Source organism: Pseudomonas sp. QLc11A, assembly GCF_052112305.1.
GTDB lineage: Bacteria > Pseudomonadota > Gammaproteobacteria > Pseudomonadales > Pseudomonadaceae > Aquipseudomonas > Aquipseudomonas laurylsulfatiphila.
This window is the reverse complement of record NZ_JAVAJJ010000014.1, coordinates 144,996-164,928: the sequence shown is the minus strand read 5'-3', so window position 1 is coordinate 164,928 and position 19,933 is coordinate 144,996. Positions and strand designations below refer to the sequence as shown.

Genomic DNA, 19,933 nt, shown 5'->3' with positions numbered 1-19,933 from the left:
AAAATCGGTAGTCATCCAATCAAAGCCGCATTAGCTTAGACGTCTGTCACGAGTCCGAGTCGAGGTGTGCAATGGAGCTTCAAACATGGCTGGCGTTTTTTGCCGCCTGCTGGGTGATCAGCCTGTCTCCCGGTGCCGGCGCCATTGCGTCGATGTCCAGCGGCCTGCAATACGGCTTCTGGCGCGGCTACTGGAACGCCCTGGGCCTGCAACTGGGCCTGGCTTTGCAGATCGCGATCGTCGGTGCCGGTGTCGGCGCCATTCTCACGGCTTCGGCCACGGCCTTCTACGCTATCAAATGGTTTGGCGTGGCGTATCTGGTTTACCTCGCGATCAAGCAATGGCGCGCGCTGCCCAGCGATATGAGCGATGACGCCTCAATGCGCCAGATCGGCAAGCCGATGGCCCTGGTGTTCCGTGGTTTTCTGGTGAACATCAGCAACCCCAAGGCGCTGGTGTTCATGCTGGCGGTGCTGCCGCAGTTCATCGACCCCCATGCTCCGCTCCTGATCCAGTACTTGGTGATCGGCGTGACCATGGTCTGCGTCGACCTGATCGTCATGGCCGGCTACACCGGTCTGGCGTCCAAGGTGCTGCGTCTGTTGCGCACACCGAAACAGCAAAAGCGCATGAACCGCACCTTTGCCGGGCTGTTCATCGGGGCGGCGGCGTTTATGGCGACGTTGCGCAGAGCCGCCGTGTAGAACGGCGACTGACAAAAAAGGCGACCCTGATGGTCGCCTTTTTCGTTTGGGGAGCCGTTCCCGAAACCGATGCAATTACGAAGAAGTATCAACAAAGCTTGAGCGAAAGCCGTTGGGCGATAACAATATGTAACTTCGTTTTTCAAATTGAGATTCATTCATGATTTCCCCCTCCCGTTTCCTGGCCTGGCTGTTGCTGCCGCTGTTGGCTGCGTGCAGCTTTCAACTGCTGGCCGCCTCCGCCGAAGGTACGCCGCAGGCGCTGCACTTGCTCGACTACATCGGCGCGGATTACCCGGGCACGGTGCAGGCGGGCAGCATCACGGACCCGTCCGGATTTCGCGCGCAGCAAGAGTCGGTCAGGACGCTGGGAAGTCTGATTGCAGCCATGCCGGCCAAGCCGGAAAAAGCCGCGCTGGAGCAAAGCCTGGCCGCGCTGGGAAATTCCATTGATGCCCATCAGGACGGTGCCGAAGTTGCACGCCAGGCCCGGCAACTGGGTGCGAAGCTGGCCGTGGCCTATGAAGTCAGCCAGGCCCCGGTCATTACGCCGGACCCGGTGCGTGGCGCACCGCTGTACGCTCAGCATTGTTCGGTCTGCCATGGCGATACAGGGGCCGGCGACGGCCCGGCGGGTGTCGGCATGACGCCAGCGCCGACCGATCTGCGTGATGCTTCACGGCTGGACCGCCTGAGTCTCTACGCGATCTACAGCACCCTCGGTCAAGGCATTGAAGGCACTGATATGCCGGCCTTCGCCGACCAGCTGGATGATCGTCAGCGTTGGGACCTTGCCACCTATATCGCCAGCTTCAGCAGCACCCCGGCGACGGCCAGTGCTGACAAATCCTACAACATTGCCGACCTGGCCCGTCAGACTCCGGCCGAAGTGCAGGCCGTCGAAGGCCCGCAAGCCGCCGCGACGTTCCGTGCCCAGCGGGCGCAACCGCCCCAGGTCAAGCGTGGCCCGGCACAACTGCTTGACTACACGGCGGCCACCCTGGACAAGAGCATCGCGGCGTATCGTGCCGGCGAGCATGATCAGGCTTATGACTTATCGGTAGCAGCGTATCTGGAAGGCTTCGAGCTGGTCGAGAGCTCGCTGGATAACATTGACGCCAACGTGCGTAAAGACACGGAAAAATCCCTGATGGCCTACCGTCAGTCGTTGCAGGACGGCTTGTCGGTGAGCGAGGTCGAGCAGCGCCTGGACGTGGCCAAGGACAAGTTGAAGGCCTCGGCCGACTTGCTGGGTAGCGACGGTTTGAGCTGGTCGCTGAGTTACATTTCCGGCTTGCTGATTCTGCTGCGCGAAGGTCTGGAAGCGATCCTGGTGCTGGCGGCGATCCTGGCCTTCTTGCGTAACACGGGCCAACAGGCGGCGGTGCGCAGCGTCAACGTCGGTTGGGGCCTGGCATTTCTGGCCGGGTTAGGCACCTGGGCGCTGGCAGCCTATGTGATTGATGTCAGCGGTTCGCAGCGCGAGTTGCTGGAAGGCGCGACGGCGTTGTTTGCCAGTGTCATGGTGCTGTGGCTGGGCGTGTGGATGCATGACCGTCGTCACGCGGCGGCCTGGCAGGATTACATCAAGACCAGCCTGGTGGGTGGCGGTGGGCGTTTCGGCTTTGCGACACTGGCGTTTTTCTCGGTGTATCGCGAACTGTTCGAAGTGATTCTGTTCTACGAAACCCTGTGGCTGCAGGCAGGTCCCGCAGGGCACAACGCCGTGTTGGCCGGTGGGGCCACGGCGGTGGTGCTGCTGGTCGGTCTGGCCTGGGTGATTTTGCGCGGTTCGGCGAAGTTGCCGCTGGCGCTGTTCTTCAGCATCAACGCGGGTCTGCTGTGCGCCTTGTCGGTGGTGTTTGCCGGGCATGGCGTGAAAGCGCTGCAGGAAGCCGGGATTTTCGGCACGCGGCCGGTGCCGTTCTTTGACTTTGACTGGCTGGGTATCCATGCCGATGCGTATTCGTTGAGCGCCCAGGCCGTGGCGATCATTGCGATTGTCGTGTTGTATGGTCGTAGTCGGGTGGTTGAGAAGCAGCGGGTGCAGGTTTCCTGAAAAGCATTCGCTGCGCTCATTTTCGCGGGCAAGCCACGCTCCCACAGGTTTAGCGGCGCGTGGCTTGCCCGCGATGCTTTTCAACAGAGGAAAAACCAATGCGTGTATGGATCGACGCCGATGCCTGCCCACGGGCGGCCAAGGATCTGGTGGTGAAGTTCGCCCTCAAGCGCCAGTTCGAAGTGGTGCTGGTGGCCGGGCAGCCGCAGACCAAGCCGGGGCTGGCGCTGGTCAAGCTGATCGTGGTGCCGAGCGGCCCGGATGCGGCGGACGATTACCTGGTGGAGCACGCGGTGCCTGGTGAACTGGTGATCTGTAGCGATGTGCCGCTGGCCGATCGTCTGGTGAAGAAGGGCGTGGCAGCGCTCGACCCACGGGGCAAGGAATTTGACGCGCAGAACATGGGGGAGCGGCTGGCGGTGCGCAACCTGTTCACCGATTTGCGCGAACAGGGGCAGATGGGGGGTGGGCCAGCGCCGTTTGGCGAGCGTGAGAAACAGGCGTTTGCCAACGCGCTGGACCGGATCCTCACCCGGCTGGCCCGCAATTCTTAAGACCTGCGGCGAACCCTGTGGGAGCGAGCTTGCTCGCGATAGCGGACTTACAGACAACATCAAAGTTGAATGTGTTGGCCCCATCGCGAGCAAGCTCGCTCCCACATTTTTGAAGGGTGTCAGGCGTCGTTTTCGTGGGTCAGTTCCAGCACCCGGTCTACCAGCTTGTTGATCCCCGACGCCACTTCACTGATCGATTGCGCCAGCATATAGGCCGGGGTGCTCACCAGTTTGCGTGCCTTGTCTTCGACGATGTCACTGACCGCGCAGTCGGTATGGGTCGCGCCCATCTTGTTCATCGCGGCAGCGGTGTCGGTGTCATTGCCAATGGTGCAGGTGACGCCGGGACCGTAGATCTTGGCCGCCAGGGCAGGGGAAATGCACATCAACCCCACCGGCTTGCCGGCTTCGGCAAAGGCTTCGGTCAGTGCCAGGACATCCGGTTGAACGGTGCAGCCGGCACCTTCAATGGCGAAGTTGGACAGGTTCTTGGCTGAGCCGAAGCCGCCGGGCACGATCAACGCGTCGAAGTCATCGACGTTCGCGTCACGAATGTCCTGGATGTTGCCCCGGGCAATTCGCGCCGATTCGACCAGCACGTTGCGCGATTCGGGCATTTCTTCGCCGGTCAGGTGATTGATTACATGCAACTGCGCGATGTTCGGTGCGAAGCACTGCACCTGCGCCCCGCGTTGATCCAGGCGCAGCAGGGTGATGACGCTCTCGTGGAGCTCGGCGCCGTCGTACACGCCACAACCGGAAAGGATCACTGCAACTTTTTTGCTCATGGGCTTTTCTCCAGATTCATGGCGTTAAATGTCCACTAATTTGTCACTCGTTGCCATAGGGTTAATTCGCAGTTACACATAGCATTTGTCTTCAGGATTCCGATCAGGGCGCGTCATGGACTTCATTCTGTACGCGGTGCCGTTCTTCTTTGCACTGATCGCCCTCGAACTGCTGGCCGACCGTCGGCGCGGGGTGAGCAACTATCGGGTGGCTGACGCGATCAACAGCATCAGCACCGGCGTGCTGTCGACCACCACGGGACTGCTGACCAAAGGCATTGGACTGGTGACCTACGCGTTCGCCTTCAAGCATCTGGCGCTGTTCGAGTTGTCGGCCGACAGCGTCTGGACCTGGGTGTTTGCCTTCGTCTTCTACGATTTCTGCTACTACTGGCTGCATCGCCTGGGCCACGAGCGCAACATTCTCTGGGCCGCGCATTCGGTGCATCACCAGAGCGAGGACTACAACCTGTCCACGGCGTTGCGCCAGACCAGTACCGGATTCCTCCTGGGCTGGATCTTCTATCTGCCAATGGCGGTGTTTGGTGTGCCGCTGCTGGTGTTCGTCAGTGTCGCGGCGCTGAACCTGCTGTATCAGTTCTGGGTGCATACGCGGCACATTCCCAAGCTTGGCTGGTTCGAATGGTTTTTTGTCACGCCATCCAATCATCGGGCTCACCATGCACAGAACGCTCTCTACATGGATCGCAACTACGGCGGCGTGTTCATTATTTGGGACCGTCTGTTCGGCTCGTTCCAGGAAGAAGACGACAACGAGCCGGTGATCTTCGGCGTGACCACGCCGCTGGCGAGCTGGAATCCCCTGTGGGCGAACGTGCAGTTCTACGCGCAGTTGTGGGCCGACGCGCGGCGGGCCGAAAGCACCTGGGACAAGCTGCGGATCTGGTTCATGCGCACGGGTTGGCGCCCGGCGGACGTGGCGGCCAGATACCCGATGAACAAGCCGGACCTGAACCAGTTCCGCAAATTCGAGGTGCCGCTGGAAGGGCGTCAGCAGCTCTACGTCTTGTTGCAGTTCTGCGTCTATATCGCACTGGGCAGCTACTTGATGAATCTCGAGCCGAAGCTGTCAGTCACCGCCCTGGTGCTGGGTTGGGGAGCGGTGGTATTCGGTCTGTTTGTGCTGGGCGTGGCCCTGGAGAATCGCCCGTGGGCGTTGAAGCTGGAGCTGGTGCGGCTGGCGTCGAATCTGCCATTGGCATGGCTGGCCCCGATGGTGGGGCTGTGGCCGGCCAGCGCGGTGGGCTGGGTCGGCCTGCTCAGTTACAGCCTGTTGAGCGGCATCGGTCTCTACTGTTGCAGAAACCGCATCACTCGGTTGGCGTCGTAGGGCCTTCGGTATTGGTCCGCGCAGCTTTCAGGGCCTGCTCGTCGGCATAGACCTGCTTGGCCAGGCGGGCATTCTTGAAGCGCCGGCGCAGCCACAGCACGAGGCCCAGGACCAGCAGGGCGCCGAGCACCCAAAGTTCGTACTTCTTCACACTGCCGAGCATGCCTTCGAGCACTGCGCCGAAATGGTAAGCGGCCGCCGCCAGGGCTGCGGCCCAGATCGCCGCGCCAATGCCGTTGAGCAGCAGGTAACGCCCCGGCGGATAGCCCGACAGCCCGATGGCCACCGGCATGACCGTACGCAAACCGTAGACGAAGCGGAAGCTCAGTACCCAGATGTCCGGATGCTTGCGAATGTGCTCCAGCGCCCGGTCACCCATCATCTGCCAGCGCGGCTTGCGCGCCAGCAGTTTTCGACCGTGCTTGCGTCCCAGGAAATACCATAGTTGGTCGCCGGCATAGCTGCCGAAGAAGGCCACGACCACCACCAGGTTGATGTCCATGTATCCACGGAACGCGAGGAAGCCCGCGAGTACCAGGATGGTTTCGCCTTCGAAGAACGTGCCTAGAAAAAGGGCAAAGTAGCCGAAGTCATGCAGAAATTGTTGGAGCATTGTCTGGGTGCTGGCGAAATGAACGCGCAGCCTAACCCTTCGGACACATTCAGGAAAGTGTCCAAATGTGTCTCGACGTGAACATTTCCTACAACGACAATGGAATGCGGCTACACGTCGCAGGGTGCACATAACTGTCATACGTTCGTCATAATGGGCACTTATAACTGTCACGCTCGCCCGTCTGCGCGGGCTCAGGAGTCTGCCGTGAGCTTTACCCCCGCCAACCGTCTGTTCCCTGCAACCCGCCTGCGCCGCAACCGTCGTGACGACTTCTCGCGTCGACTGGTCCGTGAAAACGTCCTGACCGTCGATGACCTGATCCTGCCGGTGTTCGTTCTGGACGGTGAAAACCGTCGCGAAGCGGTGGCTTCGATGCCAGGCGTCGAACGCCTGACCATCGACCTGTTGCTGGAAGAGGCGGCCAAGTGGGTCGAACTGGGGATTCCGGCGCTGGCGCTGTTCCCGGTGACGCCTTCGGAACTCAAGTCTCTGGATGCTGAGGAGGCCTGGAACCCGGAGGGCATCGCCCAGCGCGCCACCCGTGCGCTGCGTGCGCAATTCCCGGAGCTGGGCGTGATCACCGACGTCGCCCTGGATCCGTTCACCACCCACGGCCAGGACGGCATTCTTGATGAAGAAGGCTACGTGCAGAACGACATCACCGTCGACGCACTGGTCAGGCAAGCCCTGTCCCACGCCGAAGCCGGCGCTCAGGTCGTGGCCCCATCGGACATGATGGACGGTCGCATCCAGGCGATTCGCGAAGCCCTTGAAGTGGCCGGTCACGTCAATGTACGGATCATGGCCTACTCGGCCAAGTACGCCAGCGCCTACTACGGCCCGTTCCGCGATGCGGTCGGTTCGGCGCTGAACCTGGGCAAGGCCAACAAGGCCTCCTATCAGATGGACCCGGCCAACAGCAACGAAGCCCTGCACGAAGTCGCGGCGGACTTGTCAGAAGGCGCGGACATGGTCATGGTCAAGCCAGGCATGCCGTACCTCGACATCCTGTGCCGGGTCAAAGAAGAATTTAAAGTGCCGACGTTTGTCTATCAAGTCAGCGGCGAATACGCCATGCACATGGCGGCGATCCAGAATGGCTGGTTGAGCGAAGGGGTTATCCTCGAGTCGCTGACCGCTTTCAAACGTGCAGGCGCCGATGGCATCCTGACGTACTTTGCCGTTCGTGCCGCTCAATTGTTACGAGAGCAAAAATAGCCCTCCCAGGAACATTCGATGAATACCGAAGTACTCACTGAAGTTGCCGTAAAAGACGCTCAACCGGTGGTGGAGCAAGTCGACGAGACCCCGCCGGAGCTGGAGCCAGCTCCGCCCGCGGCGGTCGTCGAACCCGCTGCGACAGCGCCGGCGGTGGCCATTCCCGGTCTGGATGACAGCAGCCTGTACATTCACCGCGAACTGTCGCAACTGCAGTTCAACATCCGCGTGCTGGAGCAGGCGCTGGACGAGTCCTACCCGTTGCTGGAGCGGCTGAAGTTTCTGCTGATCTTCTCCAGCAACCTGGACGAGTTCTTCGAGATTCGCGTCGCCGGCCTGAAGAAGCAGATCACCTTCGCCCGTGAACAGGCAGGCGCCGATGGTCTGCAACCGCATCAGGCACTGGCGCGCATCAGCGAACTGGTACACGGTCACGTCGATCGTCAGTACGCGATCCTCAACGACATTCTGTTGCCGGAGCTGGAGAAACACCAGGTCCGCTTCATCCGTCGCCGCAATTGGACGACCAAGCTCAAGACCTGGGTACGCCGCTATTTCCGCGACGAGATCGCACCGATCATCACCCCCATCGGTCTCGACCCTACGCACCCGTTCCCCTTGCTGGTGAACAAGAGCCTGAACTTCATCGTCGAACTCGAAGGTATCGACGCCTTCGGTCGCGACTCCGGTTTGGCGATCATCCCGGCGCCACGTCTGCTGCCGCGCATCATCAAGGTGCCGGAAGAGGTCGGCGGCGCCGGCGACAACTATGTATTCCTGTCGTCGATGATCCACGCTCACGCCGATGACCTGTTCCAGGGCATGAAGGTCAAGGGTTGCTACCAGTTCCGCCTGACCCGCAACGCCGACCTCGCGCTGGACTCAGAAGACGTCGAAGACCTCGCCCGCGCCTTGCGCGGCGAGCTGTTCTCCCGTCGCTACGGTGACGCAGTACGCCTGGAAGTGGCCGACACGTGTCCGAAACACCTGTCCGACTACCTGCTCAAGCAGTTCAACCTGAGCGAGACAGAGTTGTACCAGGTCAACGGTCCGGTGAACCTGACGCGGCTGTTCAGCATCACCGGCCTGGACAGCCAGCGCGAGCTGCAATACCTGCCGTTCACCCCGCAGATCCCGAAACTGCTGCAGAACAGCGAGAACATTTTCAGTGTGATCAGCAAGCAGGACATCCTGCTGCTGCACCCGTTCGAGTCGTTCACCCCGGTGGTCGACCTGCTGCGCCAGGCGGCCAAGGACCCACACGTGCTGGCGGTGCGCCAGACCCTGTACCGCTCCGGCGCCAACTCGGAAATCGTCGATGCGCTGGTGGATGCGGCGCGTAACGGCAAAGAGGTCACGGCGGTCATCGAATTGCGTGCGCGGTTCGACGAAGAATCCAACCTGCAACTGGCCAGCCGCCTGCAGGCAGCCGGTGCGGTAGTGATCTACGGCGTGGTCGGCTTCAAGACCCACGCCAAGATGATGCTGATCTTGCGTCGCGAAGCGGGCGAGATCGTGCGTTATGCGCACCTCGGCACGGGCAACTACCACGCCGGCAACGCCCGCCTGTACACCGACTACAGCCTGCTGACCTCCGACGACGCCTTGTGCGAAGACGTCGGCAAACTGTTCAGCCAGTTGATCGGCATGGGTAAGACGCTGCGCATGAAGAAGCTGCTGCACGCGCCGTTCACCCTGAAAAAGGGCATGCTGGACATGATTGCCCGGGAAACCCAGTTCGCCCTCGACGGCAAACCGGCGCACATCATCGCCAAGTTCAACTCGCTGACCGATCCGAAGATCATCCGCGCGCTGTACAAGGCCAGCCAGTCAGGCGTGCGCATCGATCTGGTGGTGCGTGGCATGTGCTGCCTGCGGCCGGGCATCGCCGGGGTTTCCCACAACATCCATGTGCGTTCGATCATCGGCCGTTTCCTGGAGCACACCCGGGTCTTCTACTTCCTCAACGGCGGCGATGAGCAGATGTTCCTCTCCAGTGCCGACTGGATGGAACGCAACCTCGACAAGCGCGTCGAGACTTGCTTCCCGGTGGAAGGCAAGAAGCTGATCATGCGGGTCAAGAAAGAGCTGGAGCTGTATCTGACCGATAACACCCACAGCTGGAGCCTGCAGCCAGACGGTCGTTACGTCCGTAATACACCGACTGGCAACCAGAACCCGCGCAGCGCCCAGGCGACATTGCTGGAGCGTTTGGGCAGTCCGATCCTGGCCGTGCGGTAACGGGACTAGCGGGTGAAAAAAGGGCGATCCATGTGGATCGCCCTTTTTTGTATCGGCGCCGTTCCCTGTAGGAGCGAGCTTGCTCGCGATGGACGTGAACGATTATGCGTACTGCCTGGATAAACGCGTTGCCCTCAGGTTTTTCGCGAGCAAGCTCGCTCCTACAGGGGGGCGGTGGCTTAGCGGGCGGTCAACACGATGTCGACCCGGGTCAGCCATTGCGCTTCAATTTCAAAGTCGGCCTGGGTCAGCTGGTTTTCGTCCAGCCAGTTCTCCGGGAACACCACTTCCAGGCTGTTGCCATAGGCGTTCAGTTCCACCTGGGGCATTTGCTGGGTGCCGCGGATGTGGTGGAACAGGATCGCAAAGCGCAGCAGCACGCACAGGCGAATCAATTTGACGCCGTCGTCGCCGAAATCGGCGAACTTGTCCTTGGGAATGTTGCGCCGGTGGCCGCGTACCAGCAGCGCGAGCATCAACTGGTCTTCGCGGGAGAATCCGGCGAGGTCCGAGTGCTCGATCAGGTAGGCGCCGTGCTTGTGGTACTGGTAGTGAGCGATGTCCAGGCCCACTTCATGGACCTTGGCCGCCCAGCCCAGCAGTTCGCGCCAGACGCCGTCTTCCAGGTCCCAGTCTTCGGCCACCTGGTCAAACGCATGTAGCGCCTTGCGCTCGACCCGTGCCGCCTGATCCTGATCGACGTGGTAGCGCTCCATCAACGAAGTGAGGGTACGTTCGCGCACGTCCTCGTGATGATGGCGGCCCAACAGGTCATAGAGCACGCCTTCGCGCAGGGCGCCTTCGCAGTGATCCATGCGTTGCAGTTCGAGGGAGTCGAAGATCGCTTCGAGGATCGCCAGGCCCGCCGGGAAGATCGCCCGGCGATCCGGCTTGATACCTTCGAAATCGATTTTCTCGACGTCGCCCAGCTTCATCAGTTTGCGCTTGAGCCAGGCCAGGCCTTCGGCGTTGACCTCGCCGGTGCCGTGGCCGCCAGCCTTCAGCGCCAGACCGATGGCGCGGATGGTGCCCGAGGAGCCGATGGCTTCATCCCAGGTCAGGCGGTGCAGGGCGTGTTCGATGCTCATGATCTCCAGCCGCGCCGCCGTGTACGCCTGGGCGTAACGGGCCGGGGTGATCTTGCCGTCCTTGAAATAGCGCTGGGTGTAGCTGACGCAACCCATCTGCAGGCTTTCGCGCAGCAGTGGTTCGAAGCGCTGGCCAATGATGAATTCGGTACTGCCGCCGCCGATGTCGGCCACCAGGCGCTTGCCCGGGGTGTCGGCGAGGGTATGGGACACGCCGAGGTAGATCAGGCGCGCTTCTTCACGGCCGGAAATGACTTCCACCGGGTGGCCGAGAATTTCTTCGGCGCGATGGATGAATTCGGCGCGGTTGCGGGCTTCACGCAGGGCGTTGGTGCCGACGATGCGCACGGCACCCGTGGGCATACCGCTGATCAGTTGGGCGAAGCGCTTGAGGCAGTCGAGCCCGCGTTGCATCGATTCTTCGTTGAGATGGCGCTCTTCGTCGATGCCGGCGGCCAGCTGAACCTTCTCCCCGAGACGCTCGAGAATACGGATTTCGCCGTTTTGGGCCTTGGCCACGACCATGTGAAAGCTGTTGGAGCCCAGGTCGATTGCGGCGATCAGGGACAGATTCTTGGCTTGGGATTGCGGCATGGTCGGGGGTCTCGGTCGATAACCTCGACATCGTGCCACGATCAAAGGCTGCCGCCAACGCGTAGGTGACCGCTTTGCGGTCAATCGCGAGCAAGCTCGCTCCCACAGGGTTCCAGGTTGCCTCTAATCCCGCGACCGGCGCAGGCCCCATGTGGGAGCGAGCTTGCTCGCGATGACGGTATCGCTGGCGCTGAAGGTTTGTCAGACCGCCGCTTCGACCATCCCAATGAAGTTCGCCAGCTCCGCCGTCTGCGGATTGGCGAACAAAACTTTCGGATCCCCCACCTCATGCACCTTGCCCTGGTGCATGAACACCAGCTTGTCCCCAACCTCCCGGGCGAAGCGCATTTCGTGAGTGACCATGATCAGTGTCATGCCTTCCCTGGCCAGTTGCCGGACCACGCTCAGCACTTCATTGACCAGCTCCGGGTCCAGGGCCGAGGTGATTTCATCGCACAGCAACACTTTCGGCGACATCGCCAGGGCGCGGGCAATCGCCACCCGCTGTTGCTGGCCGCCGGACAGCCGATCCGGAAAAGCATCGAACTTTTCCCCCAGGCCGACCCGCTCCAGCATCTGTCGCGCCAATTCGGCAGCCTTGGCCTTTGGCACCTTCTGCACCACTTGCGGCGCCAGCATGACGTTCTCACCCACGGTCAGGTGCGGGAACAGGTTGAACTGCTGGAACACCATGCCGACTTTCTGTCGCAGGCTGCGCAGGTCGGCGCGGGCGGCGTCAAGGTATTCGCCGTCGACTTCGATCACACCGTCATTGATCGACTCCAGGCCGTTGAGGGTGCGCAGCAAGGTGGATTTGCCCGAGCCACTGCGGCCGATGATCGCCACCACCTGGCCTTCCTCAATGCTCAGGTCGATGCCTTTGAGCACATGATGGTCGCCATAGTATTTATGCAGGGCGGAAATTCTAAGCAGAGGCATGCAGTCTCCTTTCCAGGTAGCGCGCACTGAGCGACAGGGGGTAGCAGAGCAGGAAATAGCCAAGGGCGACGAGGCCATAGACCATGAAGGGTTCGAAGGTCGCGTTGGCGAGCATGCCGCCGGTCTTGGTCAGTTCGGTGAAGCCGATGATCGAGGTGACGGCGGTGCCTTTGACCACTTGGACCGAGAAGCCCACGGTCGGCGCCACGGCGATGCGCAGCGCCTGGGGCAGGATCACATGGCGCAATTGTTCCAGCGGGTTCAGCGCCAGGCTCGCCGAGGCTTCCCATTGGCCGTTGGGGATCGATTCGACGCAACCGCGCCAGATCTCCGCCAGGTAAGCGCTGGTGAACAGCGTCAGGGCAATCGCCGCTGCCATCCACGGCGAGATTTCCACCCCGGCCAGGGCCACGCCGAAAAACACCAGGAACAGCTGCATCAGCAGCGGCGTGCCTTGGAACAGTTCGATGTAGGTGCGGGCAAAGCTGCGCGGCAGGGATTTACCCGAGATGCGCATGACCATGATCAGCAGGCCGATCAGCCCGCCGCCAACGAACGCCACCAGCGACAGCGCCAGCGTCCATTGCAGGCCGGTGAGCAGGTTGCGCACGATGTCCCAGAAGGTGAAATCACTCATCGGCTGCTCCTTGCGATGAACCGTTGGCCGATCCAGTTCAGCAACTGGCGGATCAGCAGTGCCATGCATAGATAGAGCAAGGTCGTCAGGGCGTAGGTTTCAAAGGCGCGGAAGTTGCGCGACTGAATGAAGTTGGCGGCGAAGCTCAGTTCTTCAGTGGCGATCTGCGAGCACACCGCCGAGCCGAGCATGACGATGATGATCTGGCTGCTCAGGGCCGGCCAGACTTTGCCCAGTGCCGGCAACAGCACCACATGGCGGAACGCTTCGAAGCGCGTCATCGCCAGTGCCGCCGCAGCTTCCAGCTGACCCCGGGGGATCGCCTGGATGCCGGCGCGGATGATCTCGGTCGAATAGGCGCCGAGGTTGATCACCATCGCCAGCACCGCCGCCTGCCATTCGGAAATCTGCACGCCCAGGGACGGCAAGCCGAAGAAGATGAAAAACAGTTGCACCAGGAAGGGCGTGTTGCGGATCAACTCGACGTAGACCGCGAAAATCCCCGCGAAAGGCCGGATGTTCCACGCCCGCACCAGCGCCCCGACGATGCCCAGCCCCACGCCGAGCACAGCGCCAATGGCGGTCAGCTCAAGGGTGAACAACGCACCGCGCAGCAACAGATCGGTGTTGTTCACCACCGGCAAGAAGTCGAACTGATAAGCCATAACGTCTCTCCTGCGTGCGAGATCAGAGGTCGGCCGGCAGTGGTTCTTTCAGCCAGGTCAGGGCATTTTTCTCCAGTGCTCCGTCGCTCTTGGCGGTCACGAGGATCTGGTTGACCTTGTCCAGTAGCGCCGGCTCGTTCTTGTTCACGCCCACATAGACAGGCGAATCCTTGAGCTTCACTTTCAGCGCCGGTACGCGTTTCGGACTCTTCTCGCTGATCGCGACCATCACCACGTTGCCGCTGGCGATCAGGTCGACCTGGCCCGCCAGGTACGCGGCGATGGTCGAGTTGTTGTCTTCGAAGCGCTTGATGGTCACGCCTTCGGGGGCGACCTTGGTCAGCTCGATGTCTTCGATGGCGCCGCGGGTGACGCTGATGGTCTTGCCCTTGAGATCGTCCAGGGTCTTGATGTCGGCGTCTGGCGGACCGAACACGGCGAGGTAGAACGGAGCGTAGGCGCGGGAGAAGTCGATGACCTTCTCGCGTTCCGGGTTCTTGCCGAGGCTGGAAATCACCAGGTCGACCTTGCCGGTGGTGAGGAACGGGATGCGGTTGGTGCTGTTGACCGGAGTCAGTTCGAGTTTGACCTTGAGCTGGTCGGCCAGCAGTTTCGCGGTGTCGATGTCGAGGCCTCGGGGCTTCATGTCCGGGCCGACCGAGCCGAAGGGCGGGAAGTCTTGGGGCACGGCGACCTTGAGGACGCCGCGCTTGACCACATCCTCCAGACCGTCGGCGTGGGCGGGTGCCTGGGTCATCATCAGGCTGGCAAACAGGGCTGCGAGGAGGGCGCTGAAACGCTGGGTCATGGCAAATCTCCAAATCGACAAGAAGTGATTTCTGCCGATCGATAGAGCATGGGCCATGCCAACATGGGGTTATGGGGGCGCCAGAGCGCGGTTTTGCTGGTGCCGAACGGTCTTACTGGTCTGAACAGTCAGGTTGTGTTTCGCACCCCGATGGCGCAGCCGGGGAAATCGCCGAACCCCCATGGGGCACGACTTGCCGGGCGTCGCGAATAGCTTTACAACTGAGCGCACATTGGCCTGGTTCGTCTGGAAAACCATGAACTCGATCTCCCGCGCCGTACCCGAAGTGGCGCTGCAAGCCATCCGTAAACTGATTACCGAACAGGGCTTCGGGCCGGGGGATGCCTTGCCCTCGCAACGGGACCTGGCGGTACAGCTGGGCGTAAGCCGGGCTTCTTTGCGCGAGGCGTTGTCGTCCCTGAGTGCGCTGGGTGTCATCAGCATCCAGCCGGGCAAAGGCGTGTTCGTACAGGCGCCGGTGGAGTTGCCGCGAGGCGAGGCCGCACCGGGCTGGCCGTTTGCGGCGCAGGCTTCGCCGCTGGATATCTTCCAGTTGCGCTACGCGCTGGAGGGGTTTGCCGCGGGGCTGGCGGCCGTGACCTTGAGCACCGAGGAACTCGATGCACTGGAAGACAATGTCGCCGCCATGCGCAATGAACTCAAAGCCGCTGATTTCGAAGCGGCGGCGCGCCTGGACTTCGAATTCCACCGGCGCATCCTGCTGGCCAGCGGCAATCAGGCAATGTTGAGTATCCTCACCGCCAGCGCCGATATCTTCCTGGAAAGCCAGAAACTACCGTTCATCCGGGCCGAGCGGGCCATGGAAACCTGGCAGGAGCATCGCAAGATCCTGCGCGCGCTGGCCCGCCGTGCCTCTGGCGCCGCGCAAAAAGCCATGCACGAACATGTGCGCAACGCGGCGTTGCGCACCGGAATCGCCTTCATCGCTCCCGCTACGGTGTGACCCGGGCTATACCCAAACTCATGGAACACCATAGCGAGACTCAATCATCTGCAGCTTCCTGAACGAGGGAAGGGCAGCTATGATGGGCCACGTTTTTTTGCTTACAACCCTGGAGAATTCCATGAGCAGCGATCTTATCAAACACGTTAGCGACGCTAGCTTCGAGGCCGACGTACTCAAGGCTGAAGGCGCTGTACTGGTCGATTACTGGGCTGAGTGGTGCGGCCCTTGCAAAATGATCGCTCCTGTTCTGGACGAAATTGCCGAGACCTACAAAGGCAAGCTGACCGTCGCCAAACTGAACATCGACGAAAACCAGGAAACCCCGGCCAAGCATGGCGTGCGTGGTATCCCGACCCTGATGCTGTTCAAGAACGGCAACGTTGAAGCGACCAAGGTCGGCGCGCTGTCGAAGTCGCAACTGGCTGCTTTCCTCGACGCCAACATCTAAGCGTCGCTGCAAAGTGTCCTGAAAAAGCCTCGCAAATAGCGGGGCTTTTTGCGTATTCAGGGCTAGACGCTCCCAAACTCAGGTGGTACATTCGGCCCCGCACTGGTTTCTCCATTGCCCCCTGCTAGCCGTCGCCGACGCACTCCTTTTCGAATAAGTACGCGATCCTGTCGCCTTCTCTGCGGCGCGGCCTCATTAAGCCAAAAGCTTAATTTCCCCCCTCCATAAATGATTACGTCATTCCTATATGAATCTGACTGAACTCAAGCAAAAGCCGATTACCGAACTGCTCGAATTGGCCGAACAGATGGGCATAGAAAATATGGCCCGTTCGCGCAAGCAGGACGTGATTTTCTCCCTGCTCAAGAAGCACGCGAAAAGCGGTGAGGAAATCTCCGGTGATGGCGTGCTGGAGATTCTCCAGGACGGCTTCGGCTTCCTGCGCTCCGCTGACGCTTCCTATCTCGCCGGTCCAGACGATATCTACGTCTCGCCGAGCCAGATCCGTCGTTTCAACTTGCGCACCGGTGACACCATCGTTGGCAAGATCCGCCCTCCAAAGGAAGGCGAGCGTTATTTCGCGCTGCTCAAGGTCGACACGATCAACTTCGACCGTCCGGAAAACGCGAAGAACAAGATTCTCTTCGAGAACCTGACCCCGCTGTTCCCGACCGTACGCATGAAGATGGAAGCCGGTAACGGTTCCACCGAAGATTTGACCGGTCGTGTCATCGACCTGTGCGCCCCGATCGGTAAAGGCCAGCGCGGTCTGATCGTTGCTCCGCCGAAAGCGGGCAAGACGATCATGCTGCAGAACATTGCCGCGAACATCGCGCGTAACAACCCTGAAGTTCACCTGATCGTGCTGCTGATCGACGAGCGTCCGGAAGAAGTAACCGAAATGCAGCGCACCGTGCGCGGCGAAGTGGTTGCCTCGACGTTCGACGAGCCGCCAACCCGCCACGTGCAGGTTGCCGAAATGGTGATCGAGAAGGCCAAGCGCCTGGTCGAACACAAGAAGGACGTGGTGATCCTGCTCGACTCCATCACCCGTCTGGCCCGTGCCTACAACACCGTGATCCCGAGCTCTGGCAAGGTACTGACCGGTGGTGTCGATGCCCACGCCCTGGAGAAACCGAAGCGTTTCTTCGGCGCCGCGCGGAACATCGAAGAAGGCGGCTCGCTGACCATCATCGCCACCGCGCTGGTTGAAACCGGCTCGAAGATGGACGAAGTGATCTACGAGGAATTCAAAGGCACCGGCAACATGGAACTGCCGCTGGATCGCCGCATCGCTGAAAAGCGCGTATTCCCGGCCATCAACATCAACCGTTCCGGCACCCGCCGCGAAGAGTTGCTGACCGCCGACGACGAGCTGCAGCGCATGTGGATCCTGCGCAAGCTGCTGCATCCGATGGATGAAGTCGCTGCCATCGAGTTCCTGGTCGACAAGCTGAAAACGACCAAGACCAACGATGAGTTCTTCCTGTCGATGAAACGCAAGTAAGTCGAGCAGGCACAAAAAGCCGGGGAAACCCGGCTTTTTGCTATCCGATTTTTGATCAGGTGGCAGTTCGTGGTTCTGAACCGAAGGGTTCGGCGCTAAACTGCCTGCCCCGAACGCCACGGCCAACACGAGGCTTACGCATGCAGTATCGCGACTTGCGCGACTTTATCAGCGGGCTGGAACAGCGCGGCGAACTCAAGCGCATTCAGGTTCCGGTGTCCCCAGTACTGGAAATGACCGAGGTCTGCGACCGCACCTTGCGCGCTAAAGGCCCGGCCCTGCTTTTCGAAAAGCCCACGGGTTTTGACATTCCGGTGCTCGGCAACCTGTTCGGTACGCCTGAGCGCGTAGCACTGGGCATGGGCGCCGAAGCGGTCAGCGAATTGCGCGAGATCGGCAAGCTGCTGGCGTTCCTCAAGGAGCCCGAGCCGCCGAAAGGCCTGAAGGATGCCTGGTCCAAGCTGCCGATCTTCCGCAAGATCATCTCGATGGCGCCCAAGGTGGTCAAAGACGCGATCTGCCAGGAAGTGGTCATCGAAGGCGACGATGTTGACCTCTCGAAGTTGCCGGTACAGAACTGCTGGCCAGGCGACGTCGCGCCGCTGATCACCTGGGGCCTGACCGTCACCAAGGGGCCGAACAAGGACCGACAGAACCTCGGTATCTACCGTCAGCAGGTGATTGGCCGCAATAAAGTCATCATGCGCTGGCTGAGCCACCGTGGCGGTGCGCTGGATTATCGCGAGTGGTGCGAAAAGCATCCGGGCCAACCCTTTCCTGTTGCCGTTGCATTGGGCGCAGACCCGGCGACCATCCTCGGCGCCGTGACCCCGGTGCCCGACAGCCTTTCCGAATACGCCTTCGCCGGCCTGTTGCGCGGTAACCGCACTGAGCTGGTGAAATGCCGCGGCAACGACCTGCAAGTGCCGGCCACCGCCGAAATCATCCTTGAAGGCGTGATCCATCCGGGCGAGATGGCCGATGAAGGCCCGTACGGCGACCACACCGGTTACTACAACGAAGTCGACAGCTTCCCGGTGTTCACCGTCGAGCGCATCACCCACCGGATCAAGCCGATCTACCACAGCACCTACACCGGTCGTCCGCCGGATGAGCCGGCGATCCTCGGCGTCGCGCTGAACGAAGTGTTCGTGCCGATCCTGCAGAAGCAGTTCCCGGAGATCACCGATTTCTACCTGCCACCCGAAGGTTGCTCGTACCGCATGGCCATCGTGACCATGAAAAAGTCGTACCCGGGCCATGCCAAGCGGGTAATGCTGGGTGTCTGGTCGTTTTTGCGACAGTTCATGTACACCAAGTTCGTTATCGTCACCGACGACGATATCAACGCCCGGGACTGGAACGACGTGATCTGGGCCATCACCACGCGCATGGACCCCAAGCGCGACACGGTGATGATCGACAACACGCCGATCGACTACCTGGACTTCGCCTCGCCGGTGTCCGGCCTGGGGTCGAAAATGGGCCTTGATGCCACGCATAAATGGCCGGGCGAAACCACCCGCGAGTGGGGCCGTGTCATCGTCAAGGACGATGCGGTGACCCAGCGGATCGATGCCATCTGGAATCAGTTAGGAATAGATTGATGCGTGTAACCTTGCAGCCCTCCGGAGCAGTGCTTGAGATATTGCCCGGCGAGCGGATTCTCGATGGCGCGCGACGACTGGGCTACGAATGCCCGCAAAGTTGCCGCAACGGCAATTGCCACGTGTGCGCGGCGCTGCTGGTGGAAGGTCGGGTCGAGCAGGCCGGCAATGTGCGTGATCATGGCGAGTTCTACACTTGCATAGCGGAGCCGCTGGAAGACTGCATCGTGCTGTGGGATGGCGTGCTCGCCTTGGGAGAACTGCCGGTGCGCAGCGTGTCGTGTCAGGTCATTGAGTGCAAGGACGTGGGCGGCGATACCTGGCGCGTGCGTCTGCGGGCTCCGGCCGGCAAACCGCCGCGCTACCACGCCGGGCAGTACCTGATGATCGAGCGCGAGAACGGCGAAAAGTCCGCCTTCTCCCTCGCCTCTGCACCGCATGCGGGGCGCGACCTGGAAATCCACGTACTGGCGCGCGAATCCAGTGCGCTGAGCCTGATCGAGCAACTCCAGCGCAACAGCATGGTGCGGGTCGAGTTGCCGTTTGGCGATACCCACCTGGAAGAGTTGCCGGACGGTCCTCTCGTGCTGATTGCCGCCGGTACCGGCATGGGCCAGGTTCACGGCCTGATCGAACATTGCCGGGCCACGGGTTTCAAGCATCCGGTGCATTTGTATTGGGGCGTGCGTCGTCCAGAAGACTTTTATCAAGTCGAGCACTGGAACGAATGGCTGAAACTACCCAACCTGTTCCTGCACAAGGTCGTCAGCGATCAATGCGGTTGGGAAGGGCGCTGCGGCATGTTGCATGAAGCGGTCTGTGAAGACTTTCCCGATCTCAAGCCGCTGCACGTGTACGCCAGTGGCTCTCCGGCCATGGTCTACGGCACCCTGGATGCGCTGGTGGAAGCGGGGATGGACGCGCACCAGATGCGCGCCGATGTGTTTGCCTACGCACCGCGCTCCTGATCCTGCCCACCTGTAGGAGCGAGCTTGCTCGCGATGGACTCAAGAACACCGCGAGTAGCCTGACCTCCCGCGTAATCGTTAACGACCATCGCGAGCAAGCTCGCTCCTACAGGTTTATAACTCTCTATATAGCCTATCGGTATTTATAAACTTATATAAATTCCGGTAGGTTAT

The 19,933-nt window shown here is 61.0% G+C and carries 18 protein-coding genes; 11 read left to right on the top strand and 7 right to left on the bottom strand.

Features of this window, described 5'->3' with window-relative positions:
• Positions 1–71 precede the first annotated feature (71 nt).
• From rhtB to Q8X48_RS20410, 3 genes are all read left to right on the top strand, one after another.
• Positions 72–704, top strand: a complete 633-nt coding sequence (gene rhtB, locus Q8X48_RS20420; RefSeq protein WP_015097322.1) for a homoserine/homoserine lactone efflux protein — start codon at positions 72–74, stop codon at positions 702–704.
• 160 nt (positions 705–864) lie between these two features.
• Positions 865–2,763: an FTR1 family protein gene (locus Q8X48_RS20415; RefSeq protein WP_407800071.1), complete on the top strand. Its 1,899-nt coding sequence runs from the start codon at positions 865–867 to the stop codon at positions 2,761–2,763.
• 98 nt (positions 2,764–2,861) lie between these two features.
• Positions 2,862–3,317: a YaiI/YqxD family protein gene (locus Q8X48_RS20410; protein ID WP_007978855.1), complete on the top strand. Its 456-nt coding sequence runs from the start codon at positions 2,862–2,864 to the stop codon at positions 3,315–3,317.
• Between the two features lie 119 nt (positions 3,318–3,436).
• Here Q8X48_RS20410 and elbB read toward each other — a convergent pair whose 3' ends face one another.
• Positions 3,437–4,105 carry an isoprenoid biosynthesis glyoxalase ElbB gene (elbB, locus tag Q8X48_RS20405; protein ID WP_007978857.1) on the bottom strand — a complete coding sequence of 223 codons (669 nt, stop codon included), beginning with the start codon at positions 4,103–4,105 and terminating at the stop codon, positions 3,437–3,439.
• A gap of 115 nt (positions 4,106–4,220) precedes the next feature.
• Here elbB and Q8X48_RS20400 point away from each other — a divergent pair, with 115 nt between their 5' ends.
• Positions 4,221–5,456, top strand: a complete 1,236-nt coding sequence (locus Q8X48_RS20400) for a sterol desaturase family protein (RefSeq protein WP_407800070.1) — start codon at positions 4,221–4,223, stop codon at positions 5,454–5,456.
• On the opposite strand, the gene Q8X48_RS20395 is transcribed toward Q8X48_RS20400, so the two are convergent.
• Positions 5,437–6,069, bottom strand: coding sequence for a DedA family protein (locus tag Q8X48_RS20395; RefSeq protein WP_007978862.1), 633 nt, complete (start codon positions 6,067–6,069; stop codon positions 5,437–5,439). The genes Q8X48_RS20400 and Q8X48_RS20395 overlap by 20 nt on opposite strands.
• A gap of 207 nt (positions 6,070–6,276) precedes the next feature.
• On the opposite strand from Q8X48_RS20395, the gene hemB reads away from it, so the two are divergent.
• Entirely contained in the window at positions 6,277–7,290 is a 1,014-nt protein-coding gene (gene hemB / locus Q8X48_RS20390; protein ID WP_007978864.1) for a porphobilinogen synthase, read from the top strand.
• Between the two features lie 18 nt (positions 7,291–7,308).
• Entirely contained in the window at positions 7,309–9,531 is a 2,223-nt protein-coding gene (gene ppk1, locus Q8X48_RS20385; protein WP_015097316.1) for a polyphosphate kinase 1, read from the top strand.
• 179 nt (positions 9,532–9,710) lie between these two features.
• Here the strand turns inward: ppk1 and ppx are convergent, their stop codons facing one another.
• The 5 genes from ppx to Q8X48_RS20360 all read right to left on the bottom strand — a co-directional run bounded on the left by ppx (position 9,711) and on the right by Q8X48_RS20360 (position 14,262).
• Positions 9,711–11,213 (bottom strand): exopolyphosphatase, encoded by a 1,503-nt coding sequence (ppx, locus tag Q8X48_RS20380; RefSeq protein ID WP_407800069.1) that lies wholly within the window; start codon positions 11,211–11,213, stop codon positions 9,711–9,713.
• A gap of 201 nt (positions 11,214–11,414) precedes the next feature.
• Entirely contained in the window at positions 11,415–12,152 is a 738-nt protein-coding gene (locus Q8X48_RS20375) for an amino acid ABC transporter ATP-binding protein (protein WP_007978870.1), read from the bottom strand.
• Positions 12,139–12,789, bottom strand: a complete 651-nt coding sequence (locus tag Q8X48_RS20370; RefSeq protein WP_095964293.1) for an amino acid ABC transporter permease — start codon at positions 12,787–12,789, stop codon at positions 12,139–12,141. Before Q8X48_RS20370 ends, Q8X48_RS20375 begins: the two co-directional genes overlap by 14 nt.
• Complete coding sequence (locus Q8X48_RS20365; protein WP_007978873.1) at positions 12,786–13,454, bottom strand: amino acid ABC transporter permease; 669 nt, start codon at positions 13,452–13,454, stop codon at positions 12,786–12,788. The genes Q8X48_RS20370 and Q8X48_RS20365 overlap by 4 nt, the downstream gene beginning before the upstream one ends.
• Positions 13,455–13,476: 22 nt before the next feature.
• The gene (locus Q8X48_RS20360) at positions 13,477–14,262 is read right to left on the bottom strand and encodes a transporter substrate-binding domain-containing protein (RefSeq protein WP_407800067.1); all 786 of its coding nucleotides are present in this window, start codon (positions 14,260–14,262) and stop codon (positions 13,477–13,479) included.
• Between the two features lie 256 nt (positions 14,263–14,518).
• Between Q8X48_RS20360 and Q8X48_RS20355 the strand changes: the two genes are divergently transcribed.
• The 5 genes from Q8X48_RS20355 to Q8X48_RS20335 all read left to right on the top strand — a co-directional run bounded on the left by Q8X48_RS20355 (position 14,519) and on the right by Q8X48_RS20335 (position 19,759).
• Positions 14,519–15,226 carry a FadR/GntR family transcriptional regulator gene (locus Q8X48_RS20355; RefSeq protein ID WP_102673512.1) on the top strand — a complete coding sequence of 236 codons (708 nt, stop codon included), beginning with the start codon at positions 14,519–14,521 and terminating at the stop codon, positions 15,224–15,226.
• Positions 15,227–15,347: 121 nt separating this feature from the next.
• Positions 15,348–15,677, top strand: a complete 330-nt coding sequence (gene trxA, locus Q8X48_RS20350; RefSeq protein WP_003206727.1) for a thioredoxin TrxA — start codon at positions 15,348–15,350, stop codon at positions 15,675–15,677.
• A gap of 247 nt (positions 15,678–15,924) precedes the next feature.
• Positions 15,925–17,184 (top strand): transcription termination factor Rho, encoded by a 1,260-nt coding sequence (gene rho / locus Q8X48_RS20345; RefSeq protein WP_003206716.1) that lies wholly within the window; start codon positions 15,925–15,927, stop codon positions 17,182–17,184.
• A 140-nt stretch (positions 17,185–17,324) separates the two neighbouring features.
• Positions 17,325–18,791: a 4-hydroxy-3-polyprenylbenzoate decarboxylase gene (gene ubiD, locus Q8X48_RS20340; RefSeq protein WP_407800066.1), complete on the top strand. Its 1,467-nt coding sequence runs from the start codon at positions 17,325–17,327 to the stop codon at positions 18,789–18,791.
• Positions 18,791–19,759 carry a CDP-6-deoxy-delta-3,4-glucoseen reductase gene (locus Q8X48_RS20335; protein WP_218473179.1) on the top strand — a complete coding sequence of 323 codons (969 nt, stop codon included), beginning with the start codon at positions 18,791–18,793 and terminating at the stop codon, positions 19,757–19,759. Before ubiD ends, Q8X48_RS20335 begins: the two co-directional genes overlap by 1 nt.
• The last annotated feature ends 174 nt before the right edge of the window (positions 19,760–19,933 follow it).

Bases quoted from the DNA above. Each gene is read 5' to 3' on its own strand.
- rhtB (WP_015097322.1), top strand. From the start codon at position 72: ATGGAGCTTCAAACATGGCTGGCGTTTTTTGCCGCCTGCTGGGTGATC.
- Q8X48_RS20415 (WP_407800071.1), top strand. From the start codon at position 865: ATGATTTCCCCCTCCCGTTTCCTGGCCTGGCTGTTGCTGCCGCTGTTG.
- Q8X48_RS20410 (WP_007978855.1), top strand. From the start codon at position 2,862: ATGCGTGTATGGATCGACGCCGATGCCTGCCCACGGGCGGCCAAGGAT.
- elbB (WP_007978857.1), bottom strand. From the start codon at position 4,105: ATGAGCAAAAAAGTTGCAGTGATCCTTTCCGGTTGTGGCGTGTACGAC.
- Q8X48_RS20400 (WP_407800070.1), top strand. From the start codon at position 4,221: ATGGACTTCATTCTGTACGCGGTGCCGTTCTTCTTTGCACTGATCGCC.
- Q8X48_RS20395 (WP_007978862.1), bottom strand. From the start codon at position 6,069: ATGCTCCAACAATTTCTGCATGACTTCGGCTACTTTGCCCTTTTTCTA.
- ppk1 (WP_015097316.1), top strand. From the start codon at position 7,309: ATGAATACCGAAGTACTCACTGAAGTTGCCGTAAAAGACGCTCAACCG.
- ppx (WP_407800069.1), bottom strand. From the start codon at position 11,213: ATGCCGCAATCCCAAGCCAAGAATCTGTCCCTGATCGCCGCAATCGAC.
- Q8X48_RS20375 (WP_007978870.1), bottom strand. From the start codon at position 12,152: ATGCCTCTGCTTAGAATTTCCGCCCTGCATAAATACTATGGCGACCAT.
- Q8X48_RS20370 (WP_095964293.1), bottom strand. From the start codon at position 12,789: ATGAGTGATTTCACCTTCTGGGACATCGTGCGCAACCTGCTCACCGGC.
- Q8X48_RS20365 (WP_007978873.1), bottom strand. From the start codon at position 13,454: ATGGCTTATCAGTTCGACTTCTTGCCGGTGGTGAACAACACCGATCTG.
- Q8X48_RS20360 (WP_407800067.1), bottom strand. From the start codon at position 14,262: ATGACCCAGCGTTTCAGCGCCCTCCTCGCAGCCCTGTTTGCCAGCCTG.
- Q8X48_RS20355 (WP_102673512.1), top strand. From the start codon at position 14,519: ATGAACTCGATCTCCCGCGCCGTACCCGAAGTGGCGCTGCAAGCCATC.
- trxA (WP_003206727.1), top strand. From the start codon at position 15,348: ATGAGCAGCGATCTTATCAAACACGTTAGCGACGCTAGCTTCGAGGCC.
- rho (WP_003206716.1), top strand. From the start codon at position 15,925: ATGAATCTGACTGAACTCAAGCAAAAGCCGATTACCGAACTGCTCGAA.
- ubiD (WP_407800066.1), top strand. From the start codon at position 17,325: ATGCAGTATCGCGACTTGCGCGACTTTATCAGCGGGCTGGAACAGCGC.
- Q8X48_RS20335 (WP_218473179.1), top strand. From the start codon at position 18,791: ATGCGTGTAACCTTGCAGCCCTCCGGAGCAGTGCTTGAGATATTGCCC.